The sequence below is a fragment of the Pedobacter sp. BG31 genome, assembly GCF_042464845.1.
GTDB lineage: Bacteria > Bacteroidota > Bacteroidia > Sphingobacteriales > Sphingobacteriaceae > Pedobacter > Pedobacter suwonensis.
Genome location: NZ_JBHNZK010000019.1, coordinates 20,315 through 32,963, shown reverse-complemented (window position 1 = coordinate 32,963; position 12,649 = coordinate 20,315). Strand labels below are relative to the sequence as shown.

Annotated in this window: 12 protein-coding genes; 7 read left to right on the top strand and 5 right to left on the bottom strand. The window is 40.5% G+C overall.

Annotated features, from left to right (window positions below; genetic code table 11):
- Position 1: 1 nt before the first annotated feature.
- Together ACFE6N_RS19480 and ACFE6N_RS19475 are read right to left on the bottom strand one after the other, a co-directional pair.
- On the bottom strand, positions 2-448 hold the full coding sequence (locus tag ACFE6N_RS19480) for an NUDIX domain-containing protein (RefSeq protein ID WP_378939220.1): 447 nt from the start codon (positions 446-448) through the stop codon (positions 2-4).
- Positions 435-1,421 (bottom strand): cation diffusion facilitator family transporter, encoded by a 987-nt coding sequence (locus ACFE6N_RS19475; RefSeq protein ID WP_378939292.1) that lies wholly within the window; start codon positions 1,419-1,421, stop codon positions 435-437. Before ACFE6N_RS19475 ends, ACFE6N_RS19480 begins: the two co-directional genes overlap by 14 nt.
- Positions 1,422-1,535: 114 nt before the next feature.
- Between ACFE6N_RS19475 and ACFE6N_RS19470 the strand changes: the two genes are divergently transcribed.
- From ACFE6N_RS19470 to ACFE6N_RS19440, 7 genes are all read left to right on the top strand, one after another.
- The gene (locus ACFE6N_RS19470; RefSeq protein ID WP_186462382.1) at positions 1,536-2,732 is read left to right on the top strand and encodes a pyridoxal phosphate-dependent aminotransferase; all 1,197 of its coding nucleotides are present in this window, start codon (positions 1,536-1,538) and stop codon (positions 2,730-2,732) included.
- A 291-nt stretch (positions 2,733-3,023) separates the two neighbouring features.
- Positions 3,024-3,737 carry a 3'-5' exonuclease gene (locus ACFE6N_RS19465; RefSeq protein WP_378939217.1) on the top strand — a complete coding sequence of 238 codons (714 nt, stop codon included), beginning with the start codon at positions 3,024-3,026 and terminating at the stop codon, positions 3,735-3,737.
- Complete coding sequence (locus ACFE6N_RS19460; protein WP_378939215.1) at positions 3,737-3,997, top strand: hypothetical protein; 261 nt, start codon at positions 3,737-3,739, stop codon at positions 3,995-3,997. Before ACFE6N_RS19465 ends, ACFE6N_RS19460 begins: the two co-directional genes overlap by 1 nt.
- Positions 3,997-5,703, top strand: a complete 1,707-nt coding sequence (locus ACFE6N_RS19455; RefSeq protein ID WP_378939213.1) for an ABC transporter ATP-binding protein — start codon at positions 3,997-3,999, stop codon at positions 5,701-5,703. The genes ACFE6N_RS19460 and ACFE6N_RS19455 overlap by 1 nt, the downstream gene beginning before the upstream one ends.
- A 3-nt stretch (positions 5,704-5,706) precedes the next feature.
- Complete coding sequence (locus ACFE6N_RS19450; protein WP_378939211.1) at positions 5,707-6,741, top strand: exo-alpha-sialidase; 1,035 nt, start codon at positions 5,707-5,709, stop codon at positions 6,739-6,741.
- Positions 6,742-6,908: 167 nt separating this feature from the next.
- Positions 6,909-9,041, top strand: coding sequence for a ribonuclease R (rnr, locus tag ACFE6N_RS19445; RefSeq protein ID WP_378939209.1), 2,133 nt, complete (start codon positions 6,909-6,911; stop codon positions 9,039-9,041).
- A gap of 29 nt (positions 9,042-9,070) precedes the next feature.
- Positions 9,071-10,060 carry a polyprenyl synthetase family protein gene (locus ACFE6N_RS19440; RefSeq protein WP_378939207.1) on the top strand — a complete coding sequence of 330 codons (990 nt, stop codon included), beginning with the start codon at positions 9,071-9,073 and terminating at the stop codon, positions 10,058-10,060.
- Between the two features lie 200 nt (positions 10,061-10,260).
- On the opposite strand, the gene ACFE6N_RS19435 is transcribed toward ACFE6N_RS19440, so the two are convergent.
- From ACFE6N_RS19435 to rplU, 3 genes are all read right to left on the bottom strand, one after another.
- Complete coding sequence (locus tag ACFE6N_RS19435; RefSeq protein ID WP_378939205.1) at positions 10,261-11,109, bottom strand: hypothetical protein; 849 nt, start codon at positions 11,107-11,109, stop codon at positions 10,261-10,263.
- A 322-nt stretch (positions 11,110-11,431) separates the two neighbouring features.
- A complete protein-coding gene (rpmA, locus tag ACFE6N_RS19430; RefSeq protein ID WP_378939203.1) occupies positions 11,432-11,842 on the bottom strand; it encodes a 50S ribosomal protein L27 in 411 nt (136 codons plus the stop codon).
- Between the two features lie 50 nt (positions 11,843-11,892).
- A complete protein-coding gene (gene rplU, locus ACFE6N_RS19425) occupies positions 11,893-12,204 on the bottom strand; it encodes a 50S ribosomal protein L21 (protein WP_039476071.1) in 312 nt (103 codons plus the stop codon).
- Positions 12,205-12,649 lie beyond the last annotated feature (445 nt).

Genomic DNA, 12,649 nt, shown 5'->3' with positions numbered 1-12,649 from the left:
TTTATGATTTATATTGATTTTTTAGAAGCTGAGCTACAGTTTTATCTGTTTTAAAGGTGATGTCATCGAGATTTAAATCATCAATTTTTACCCATCTGAAAGCCTGAAGGATCTCCCCCTCTCCATCGAAATCGTAAATGGTTTGTTTAAATGCTAACTGCAGGGGTGCTTTTTCCTTAACCAGATAGTATACACTGATCACCTGGCTATCGTTAAACGATGATTTTTCGTAAAAATCTGTCGTGTAAAAATGTGATAATACCTCTATTTCAGCCTGGCACTCTTCCATAAATTCGCGCTTCAATCCCTCAATCAAACCTTCACCCAATTCTAAACCGCCACCTGGGAATTTACTGAAACGGATTCCATATTCCTCTTCGTCACTTACCAAAACCTCGTTATGGTGGTTAATCAAGAGCCCGTAAACACGGACATTAAAGTAGCTCATTATCGAAATGTTTTTTGTTTTTAATTACGATTTCAGGTGTCCAAACAATTTCTTTTTTGAAAGCCTCTGCCCTCACCGGGCATTCGCTCATGTGGCAGTAGTGGCAACACTCAGGCAAACAAGGGTCGGCATGGATAAACAGTTCAGCTTTACGTACGCCGTTAGAATTAATCAGTTCATCGATCTGAGAAATTTCACGGTGAACCTGGTTTAAATCGAAATAATAAGGCAATGTTACGTGGCAATCGATATGGAATTCAGGTCCATATTGCTGTGTGCGCAGGTTGTGCACATCAATCCATGGATTATGCCTGTTTTTTTGCAGCACTTCCACTACTTCTTCAACCAGTTTAAAATCACTTTCATCCATTAAGCCTCCTACCGAACCTCGGGTAAGCGTATAACCCGAATAAATGATATAAAATCCGACCAAAACAGAAAGGAAGCTATCCAGCCAAATTATATTTGTCAGCTGAATTAAAATCAAGCCCAGTACAATCCCTACACTGGTATAAGTATCAGTTAATAAATGTCGCCCATCAGCCTGCAAAGTAATTGAATGCTGATCTTTACCTACATTGATCAGATATAGGCCTACAATCATATTAATTACCCCGGTAATTCCAATTATCAACGTTCCGGTTAACAGTTCACCCACTACATGAGGATAAATAAGATTGTACGATGATTTAAAAATAATTACTACTCCCGCAATCAGAATGAGGATTCCTTCAACAAAAGCAGAAAAAAACTCCACTTTTCCATGTCCGTAAGGATGGTTTTCGTCGCGCGGCCGCGTACTTAGGTAAATGCTATAAAAGGCGAAACTACCGGCAATTACATTTACAATACTCTCTGCAGCATCGGTTAAAATCGCATTTGAACCTGTGATAAAATACGCAACAAACTTAGCCAACATTAGCACCACGCTCACAACAAGGGAGATTATTATTGCTTTCTTTTTTACCGACACACGAATATTTTTTTTCAAAAATACGCTTATCGGATAAATTAAATGAGAAAAACTGCGTCTTTTTTAGTGCAGAATAATATTTGGTTTATATATTTGCGGTCAAAGTAATTAACCATGAGCACCTTATCTAAAAGAATCAACAGCCTGTCAGAATCTGCAACCCTTAAAATGACCAAACTTGGTCGCGAACTAGCGTCAAAGGGCATTAATATAATCAGTTTAAGTGTTGGTGAACCCGATTTTAACACGCCAGAGCACGTAAAAAATGCTGCTAAACAAGCATTGGATGAAAATTATACCCGTTATTCTCCAGTACCAGGTTATCCGGAACTACGCCAGGCGATTGTTAACAAGCTGAAAACAGAAAACAACCTGGATTATGATATTTCGCAGATCGTTGTTTCAACGGGTGCAAAACAATCTTTATCAAATGTTATTCTCACCTTGATCGATCCAGACGATGAAGTCATTATCCCAACGCCTTACTGGGTTTCTTATTCGGAAATGGTTACCCTGGCAGAAGGAAAATCTGTTTTCATAGATACAGATATAGAGAGTGATTTTAAAATTACGCCTGCACAACTGGAAGCAGCTATTACACCGAAATCGAAATTATTTATGTTTTCTTCGCCATGTAATCCAACAGGATCGGTTTACAGCAAAGAAGAATTAGCGGCATTGGTAGCTGTTTTCGAAAAACATCCCAACATCTACATCCTATCTGATGAGATTTACGAGCATATCAACTTTGTAGATAAACACGAGTCTATTGCGCAGTTCGATAGCATTAAAGACCGCGTAATTATCGTTAATGGTTTCTCTAAAGCTTTTGCCATGACGGGGTGGAGGTTAGGTTATATTGCAGCAAATAAGGAGATTGCTGCTGCGAATGATAAATTACAGGGACAAACTACTTCGGGAACGTGTTCCATTGCGCAAAGGGCCGGGATTGTAGCTTACGAGCAAGGCTTAGCGAGTGTTCTGGAAATGAAAGAAGCATTTTTGCGCCGCAGAGAATTGGTTTACAACCTGTTAAATGATATACCGGGTGTAAAAACTAATCTTCCCGATGGGGCGTTTTACTTTTTTCCTGAAATCAGTTCTTTTTTTGGTAAAAAAGATGCTGACGGAAATGTCATCAAAGATTCTTCAGACTTAGCTTTATATTTATTAAACGTTGGTCACGTGGCAACCGTAGGCGGCGATTCTTTTGGCAACAATAATTACATCCGTTTATCTTATGCCGCTTCAGATGAAAGTCTGGTTGAAGCTTTGAGGAGAATTAAGGAAGCTTTAGGTAAATTAGCCTAATTCACGATAGATTTTAGTTAACTAAAACGTAAAGGCCGTACGATAAAAACTTATTGTAAGGCCTTTATTTATAAACGTATTATTCGATTTTTGGCCATCAAGTGAGTTTGAAATTATTCGAATAATGTGCCATCTCCTTTTTAACAGCCCACTATTTTTTATCGTAGCATCGTAATATCCGTTAAAAATTGTTGGATTTTGTTATTCAACCTATCGAAATCTGATAAAATATTTTCCACCTGCTTTAATTATAAACAGAAAACTGTAAATTGTTAACTGAAAACTGTTTATATGTTAAAAACGCTAGATCTGAGCCAGGTAATGGTGCTTGATATTGAAACCGTTCCGCAATATGCTTCTTTTCAGGAAGTACCACCTCATTTTCAAGAACTTTGGGAACAAAAAACGCATTATCAACGCAATGGCGAGCAAAGTGCTGAAGACTTTTACGACCGTGCAGGTATCATGGCTGAATTTGGTAAAATTATCTGCATCAGCCTGGGCATTTTCTACCTTGAGGAAAACACGCACAAACTGCGCATCAAATCCTTTTCTGGGCATGATGAACATCTAATACTTTCTGAATTTGCAGCGCTGCTTTATAAGCAAACACCTAACCTGATGTTCTGCGCCCATAACGGAAAGGAATTTGATTTTCCATACCTGTGCCGCAGGCTTTTAATCAACCAGATAGAAATTCCTGCACAGCTGGAATTATCGGGCAGAAAACCATGGGAAGTTAATCATATTGATACCATGGAACTCTGGAAATTTGGCGACTACAAACATTTCACCTCGCTTAACCTGCTTGCTGCCATTCTCGATATCCCAACGCCAAAAGATGACATTAACGGCAGTCAGGTGAAACAGGTATATTATGAGGAAAAAAACCTGCCCCGGATTGTGACCTATTGCCAGAAAGATGTAATTACTACCGCACAAGTACTGTTAAAATTTAAAGGGATGGATATAATTCCGGAAGAAAATATTACCATTGTAACCTGATGGCAGAATTAAAAATAAACATTCCCGAATACGCTCAAGAAAAGGGTGCTGTTTCGATCTGGGAAGATGGATTTATAATTAAAAGCGAAGTTCTGAATGATCAGATTATGATTTCAGCCAACCATGTCGGCTTAATTTCTTTAGCAAAACAGCTGCTTTCTCTGGCACATGCCGAAACTTCCTCTGGTTGCCATTATCATTTAGATGAACACAATAGTTTAGAGTCAGGTTCAAAAGAAATTGTAATCAGTAAAATTTAATGCTAAACGTTAAAAATTTAAATATCAATTTCTACAACCAGGAAGATAAAAGCTGGTTCAATGCCGTTAAAACCGTAAGTTTTAATGTTAGAAAAGGTACCGTTTTGGGTATAGTAGGCGAATCGGGCTCCGGAAAATCGGTTACGTCATTTTCCATTATGCGTTTACATGATGAGGGCCTGGCAAAAATCACGGGTGATATCGAATTTGAAGACCTCAGCCTGCTCAACTTAAATGCTAACGAGATCAGGCAAATCAGGGGGAATCAGATTTCGATGATTTTTCAGGAACCCATGACCTCCCTTAATCCTGTTTTTACTTGCGGCGATCAGGTGGCCGAAGCCATTATCCTGCACCAAATGGTAGATAAGGTCGAAGCAAAAAAACAGACCATTGCCCTGTTTAACGAAGTGCAGCTTCCGCGGCCGGAAAAAATATTTGACAGTTATCCGCACCAGATCTCAGGCGGACAGAAGCAGCGGGTGATGATTGCCATGGCCCTGAGCTGCAACCCGAAACTCCTCATTGCCGATGAGCCTACTACTGCCTTGGATGTAACCGTTCAGAAAACGATTTTACAATTGCTCCTTAAGCTCAAAACAGAGCGCAACATGGCCATGATCTTTATTTCGCACGATCTAGGTGTAGTAAATGAAATTGCCGACGAAGTGGCCGTGATGTATAAAGGCCAAATTGTGGAGCAGGGACCAGCAAAATCGGTGTTCGAAAATCCGCAACACCCTTATACCAAAGGTTTATTAGCCTGCAGGCCCTCGCCGAACTTACAATTAAAAAAATTACCGGTCGTAGCTGATTTTTTTAACAGCGAAACCAGAGACATACCTGCGTATCTGCTGGCTTCAAACCAGTTAACAGCAACAGAAATTGCAATAAGAAGGCAAACCTTGTACCAGCAAAAACCATTGCTGCAAATTAAGAATCTCTACACCTGGTATCCTGTCAGCAATGGATTATTCGGTAAAATTAACGATTATGTTAAAGCGGTAGATGGTGTGAATTTTGATGTCTTTCCGGGAGAAACCTTGGGCCTTGTAGGCGAATCGGGTTGCGGGAAAACTACGCTGGGGCGCACTATCCTCAGGTTAATCCAGCCAACTTCGGGTTCCGTTATATTTAACGGAGAAGACATAACACACCTGGGCAAAAATGAATTGCGAAAACTCAGAAAGGATATCCAGATTATTTTTCAGGATCCCTACGCGTCGTTAAACCCTAAATTAAGCGTCGGACAATCTATAATGGAACCCTTGCAGGTACACCGGCTTTATCAAAATGATACCGGACGCAAACAGAAAGTAATAGAACTTTTAGACAAAGTTGGTTTAAAAGCCGGGCATTTTAACCGCTACCCACACGAGTTTAGCGGAGGCCAGCGGCAACGCGTGGTTATTGCCAGGGCTTTGGCATTACAGCCTAAATTTATCATTTGCGATGAATCTGTATCAGCGCTTGATGTATCAGTTCAGGCGCAGGTACTCAACCTCATCAGGTCCTTACAGGAAGAGTTTGGGCTCACTTACATTTTCATTTCACATGACCTGGCGGTAATCAAGCATATTTCTGACCGGATTTTAGTGATGAATAAAGGTAAAATTGAAGAAGAAGGCTTCCCTGAAGAATTGTTTAATGGCCCTAAGGCCGAATATACCCGGAAACTTATCGCCGCTATTCCCGGCCAGCCATAAATTATGCAAAGATTTTTTTCTATTACTGTTATACTGCTGCTTTACATAGCAACCTACGCGCAAAAAGTAGAAATAATACAATCAGGCCCTATTTTTAAGCAGGCGCCTTTTGAAGCCTGTCATGCTTCAACACTGGTTGATCTCGGAAACGGAAAAATTATGGCTGCCTGGTTTGGAGGCAAACATGAAGGAAGCAAAGACGTGGTTATTTGGTCGGCAGTAAAAGACGGCACCGAATGGAGCCAGCCTATTGAAATTGCCAACGGGATACAAAACGATACCAGCCGTTTAGCCTGCTGGAATCCGGTTCTTTTTAAAGCAAAAAACGGCATCTTATTTTTACATTACAAAGTAGGCTTAAATCCCCGTACCTGGTGGGCCGAATATAAAACATCTGCCAACAATGGTAAAAGCTGGTCTGAAGCTAAAAAATTACCGGAAAATTTCCTGGGACCTATCAAAAACAAACCCATCCAACTGGCAAACGGAACCATCCTCTATCCGTCAAGCACCGAAAGTCAGAATGAAAAAACGTGGCATATCCATATCGAAAAATCGGATGCAAATGGCAAAAACTGGAAAAAAATTCAGATCAACTGCGATACCTTTGGCGTTATCCAGCCCTCCATTCTTACATACCCCAATGGAAAACTACAATTACTTTGCAGGAGTCGCCAAAATGTGATTGTAGAAAGCTGGTCTGCAGATCATGGGGAAACCTGGTCAAAATTAAAACCTACCCAACTGCCTAACCCAAATTCGGGCAGCGATGCGGTAACTTTGAAAGACGGCCATCAATTGCTGGTTTATAATCCGTTAACCGCGGGTAAAAACTGGTGGGAAGGCCGCTCAGTATTAAAGCTGGCCATATCAACCGATGGTAAAAACTGGAAAGATATTTACACCCTCGAAAACCATTTGAAAGGCGAATATAGCTACCCAGCCATTATTCAGGATAAAAATGGAAACATCCATATCAGTTATACAGCTGAGCGTAAAAACGTTACCTATGTTGAACTTAAATTAACAACATCATAGTTGGAATCTTCATCTCATATCTCCAATCTCACGTCTCAAATCTCAAATCTCACATCGTCAATCTCACATCTCCAGTCTCACTTCTCAAACCCCTTACCTACATTTTACACGGCAAATCCTGCCACTTACCTATCTTTTCTGTATCTTCGATAAATTCAGTTTAGCGTATGGCAAAGAAAAAATCGGCAAATATAAAATTGGTTCTGAATCAATTGGTTAGTGATATTTTTGAAAAAAACAATAATCAGTTGCTCAATTATAAACAGGTTTCGGCCAAATTGAACCTAAATGATCAGGAATCAAGAGAAACGATTTTAGAGATATTAAAAGAGGGAAAAAACGACGGCATTTTCCTGGAACCACAAAAAGGTAAATTTAAACTTAAAGAACTGCAGAACTTTATTATTGGCACCGTAGATATGACGGCTGATGGTTCAGCTTATATCGTTCCTGAAGACGAGTTTGAAAAAGATATTTTTGTCGCTCCCCGCAAGCTTAAAAATGCGCTGCATGGCGATACGGTAAAAGCTTATGTTTTTGCCAAAAAGCGTGGCCGGAAAAATGATGGCGAGGTTGTCGAAATCATTAAAAGAGCAAAATCAGATTTTACAGGTGTGATTAAAATATCAGATCACTTTGCCTTCGTCATTGCCGATGATAAAAAAATGATGCATGATATTTTTGTGCCACTGGCTGATACGCATGGCGCAAAAAGCGGCCAACGGGTATTGGTAACATTATCCGACTGGCCAGAAAGCGCTAAAAACCCGGTAGGTATTGTAAAACATGTGCTGGGCAACCAAGGTGAAAACAACACCGAAATGAACGCCATTCTGGCTCAATATGGCTTTCCGCTCGAGTTTCCTGCACAGGTAGAAAAAGAAGCCAATGCCATTCCGGAAGAAATTTCTGCTGCTGAGATTGCTAAACGCAAAGATTTTAGAAAGGTGTTAACCTTCACTATTGACCCGGCTGACGCAAAGGATTTTGATGATGCCATTTCTTACCAGAAACTACCAAATGGAAACCATGAAATCGGGATCCATATTGCCGATGTTTCACATTATGTGCTCCAGGGAACTGAACTTGATAAAGAAGCTTACAGCCGAGCGACTTCGGTTTACCTGGTTGATCGTGTAATCCCAATGCTGCCTGAGCGTTTAAGTAACGGCGTATGCTCGCTTCGTCCGCATGAAGATAAATTGTGCTTTGCTGCAGTTTTTGAACTCGATGAGCAGGCAAACATCCAAAACGAGTGGTATGGCCGCACCGTAATCCACTCCGATCGCAGATTTACCTACGAGGAAGCACAGGAAGTAATTGAAAATAAAACCGGCGATTACGCAACCGAAATACAAAAACTGAACGAGCTGGCTTACATCCTGCGCGACCGCAAGTTTAAAAATGGCGCCATCAGCTTTGAAAGCACTGAAGTTAAATTCAAACTCGACGAAGCGGGTAAACCTATAGGCGTTTACGTTAAAGAACGCAAAGATGCCCACAAATTGATCGAAGATTACATGCTTTTGGCCAACCGCAAAGTAGCTGAATTTATTGCCAAAAAAAGTAAGGGTAAGCAAAAATTAACTTTTGTTTACCGGGTACACGATTCGCCAAATATGGAAACCCTTGAAACTTTTGCCAACTTTGCTTCCCGTTTTGGTTACAGAATCAACACCAAATCTGATAAGGAAATTGCCAAATCACTAAACCATTTAATGGCCGATGTTGAAGGCAAAAAAGAGCAGAATATTTTAACCTCACTGGCCATTCGTTCTATGGCCAAAGCCATTTATACCACAAAAAAAACAAGTCATTATGGTTTGGCTTTTGATTATTATACACATTTTACCTCGCCAATCCGCCGTTATCCTGACGTAATGGCCCACCGTTTACTGCAAACCTATTTAGATGGGGGCAAATCGGCCGATATGGAATTTTATGAAGTTGCTTCTGTCCATTCTTCGGCAATGGAAAAACGGGCGGCTGAAGCTGAAAGAGCATCAATTAAGTACAAGCAGGCCGAATTTTTAGAAAACAATATTGGTACCGAATACAAGGGTGTTATTTCTGGCGTTACCGAATGGGGCATGTATGTAGAAATTGAAGAGAATAAATGCGAAGGTATGATCCGTTTACGCGATATATCTGATGATTTTTATGTGCTAGACGAAAAAAACTATTGTATTGTTGGCCAAAGAAAAAAGAAAAAATATCAACTGGGAGATGAAGTAATGATCCGTGTAAAAAAAGTTGACCTTTCTAAACGTCAGATCGATTTCACCCTAATTCCTGATTAAAAAATTAAGACATTTGTGCCCGAAACACAATGTTGAAACAGAACATGCATACGACAGAACAATTACAGCAGATTTTAGATACCGCAATACAAAATTTAAATTTACCAGGTTACCCGAAACAACTTTACGATCCAATCAGTTACATTATTAACCTCGGCGGCAAACGCGTAAGGCCCCTGTTGGTACTTATGGCTACTGAATTGTTTGGTACAGATGCCAATGAATCTGTACATGCTGCCATGGCTATCGAAATTTTCCATAATTTCACCCTGGTACATGATGATATCATGGATAATGCACCATTACGCAGAGGACAGGCAACCGTACACGAAAAGTGGAGCACCAATGTGGCTATCTTAAGCGGTGACGTGATGATGGTAGAAGCCAATAAAAACCTGGCGAAAGTAAATCCAGTTTTTTTGAAAGATTCGCTTGATACTTTTAATAGTACTGCACAAGGCGTTTGCGAGGGACAACAGCTGGATATGGAATTTGAAGGACGTGATGATGTAAGTATTGCGGAGTATATCAACATGATCAGACTTAAAACAGCCGTACTGCTGGGAGGCGCACTTAAATTAGGAGCAATAATTGCCGGTGCACCGGCAAAAGATGCCGACCTCATTGAACAATTTGGTGAAAACATAGGCATTGCCTTTCAACTGCAGGATGATATTTTAGATGTTTATGCCGATCCTGAAAAGTTTGGCAAACAGGTTGGTGGCGATATTATTGCCAATAAAAAAACTTTCTTATTGCTAAAAGCTCTTGAACTTGCGGAAGGCGACCACAAAGCTACATTGAATACCTGGACCACTGCTAAAGCATTTAATGCACAAGAAAAGGTAGAAACCGTTAGGGCAGTTTACGATACCCTGGATATACAGCAAATTGCCAGAGAACACATGAACCATTACCGGGATAAAGCCCTGGCCTTATTTGCACAGATCAAGGTGAGCGATGAAAGAAAAGCCAGCCTGTTAACACTTACCCACCAGTTAATGGCCAGGGAATATTAAAAAAGCGGGCTTAATTGGTTTGAAAAAGCGTCATATAGACTGAAGCACGTTACTGTCTTAAGATCGGGAAAGATCTTTCCCGTTCATACTCCCGGCTTCGTTGCCCCGGATCGCATCGAAGCCGATACTGAAAGATCCAAATATAAAGCCTTCTTAAAACGGCAGCCATCACTAGCTTTCGCATTAAGATGGCTTTGTGCCTAAGCTTTAACCAACTTATACTTAATCCAAAAATCAGACTGTTTAGTGGCAATTCTACCGCTTTCCTGCGGCCCTTGTCCACGGCTACGGCTCATCCCCCCTCCAGATCTTCCTCCACCCATACCACCGCGGCCACCGCTCATTCCACCCATGCCTTTTCCACCCGAAAAACCGCCTGCTCTGCCCCCTTTTTCCTGCCTGCCTGATTGATGCATAGCAGTTCTATCGGGCTGATTAATTTTAATGTGATAAACCAATGGCTTTTTTGCCTCTACATTTACGCCCAGTTGTGCCAGCGGAATACGGAGTTCGTAAATCAGGTCTTTATTGGGGTGTATACTCATACCAGTTTCAATCCCACTCTGGTTCTCTGCAGATAAATCACCATCGACAATGTTTTTGAACCCAGAAACACGGATGCTTTTATTCATTGTTGAAGGGTCGTGCGACATTCCCATATCTATGTTAGGTTGCGCTATATGATTTGGGGATATATTTACATCTTTAACCTCATGTGGTCTTTCCATCAGCGGAAAGGTCAATTGAATCCCATCCTTCTTTTTGCCTGCTGTATTAATGTTTAAGGTAATGCCTCCGCTCAATACACTGAACGTAGTTTGCGGATCCAGAGATTCGATAATAATGTAAAGATTCTGGTCATCATTAGCGAGCGCAAAAGCCAGCCGTGTAGCATCGTTATACTGGCTAAGTGGTTCATTCCATTCGTTCGATATACCGTCGGCCTTAAAAGGCTTTACCATGCGCATATTTTCTTCTACATCTTGCGCATACAGGAAACTGCTTGAAATAAGTAATGGAATTAATAAGGATATCTGCTTCAGATTCATGGGTTTGGTTTTAAATCACTACCCAAATCTAAAAGTCTGAAATGTTAATTTTTGTTATTTAACAGGGTTTAACAATTCAGCGGAGTCGCCAGTCCGAAGTTCGATGTCAGTTAAACGAAGGATAAATCAGCAAAAGAAAATCGGGTCATTGCAAGGAGGAACGACAAAGCAATCTTAATCTTGTGATTTTAGGATAAGGTTAATCAATCAGCTGGAAGTTGCTGTGCTGACTGAGAAAGCCAGTTCGCAACTGTAGTTTCAGCTATAACAAAAAAAGGTCCTGATTTGCACCAGAACCCTTTTTATATTCGTTTCGTACTAATTATTCTGCAGCTGCAGCTTCTTCAGTAGTTTCGTCTTTTTTAACTGCTTTTTTTGCAGGTGCTTTTTTTGCAGGTGCAGCTTCAGCTACAACTTCATTTTCTGCAGTTGCTTTTTTAGCAGCTGGCTTAGCAATTGCTGCTTCGATCTGCGCATCAGTGATAGGAAGAATAGAAACATATGATTTGTTATCTTGTTTCTTTTTGAAAACAACAGTACCATCAACTAAAGCAAATAAAGTATGGTCTTTACCAATACCCACTCCTTTATCAGGATGGTGTTTTGTGCCGCGTTGACGTACCAAAATGTTTCCTGCAACAGCTAACTGACCACCGAAAACTTTAATACCTAAACGCTTACTGTGCGATTCACGTCCGTTTTTCGAACTACCGGCTCCTTTTTTGTGTGCCATGATTTTATATTTTGTAACCCGCTAAAGCGGATTATTGGGTTAACAATTAATTATAACGTGATGTCAGAAATCTGAATCTTAGTGAAAAACTGGCGGTGACCATTTTTCTTTTTGTAACCTTTTCTACGTTTTTTGTGGAAAACGATTACTTTATCACCTTTTAAATGAGATACGATCTTAGCTGAAACTTTAGCACCTTTAACTGCAGGAGCACCTACAGTAATTGCACCACCGTTATCAACCAACAATACATTATCAAATTCAATACTAGCGCCTTCATCTCCTTGTAATCTGTGTACAAAAAGGTGCTGGTCTTTAGCAACTTTAAATTGCTGCCCTGCTATATTTACTATTGCGTACATTGTTTAAATATTAGTTTTTTAATTTTTATTTAACGAGGTGCAAATATAGAATAAATTCAATTAACACACAAACAGATATCGAAAATATTTTTCGTCAAAACGTTCCCCTCGTTTCAACCAAAACTTCCTGATCCGTTTAACCATCCGGTTATGTTTTTCTAAAGCGCCAATATACGTATTTTAGTTCCTTTCTTGCATCCTGCACACACGCTGTCTACAACACAATAGCAATGAAAGGCCTCCGCTTTTTCAGCGATGCTTATCATCTATAATGGAAATACTCTCGTTTGTAGAGTTCCAGGGCGCACAAGCTTTGTTTCTAAACCCGATAGAGCGGAATAGCCCGGAGCGCAGCGAGGACTATAAGCGAAAGCGGGGCCGCAAGCCGCCAAGAAACACCGAATGCTCATTTCCAAATATTATTTCTGTCGGTTCCAACTACACT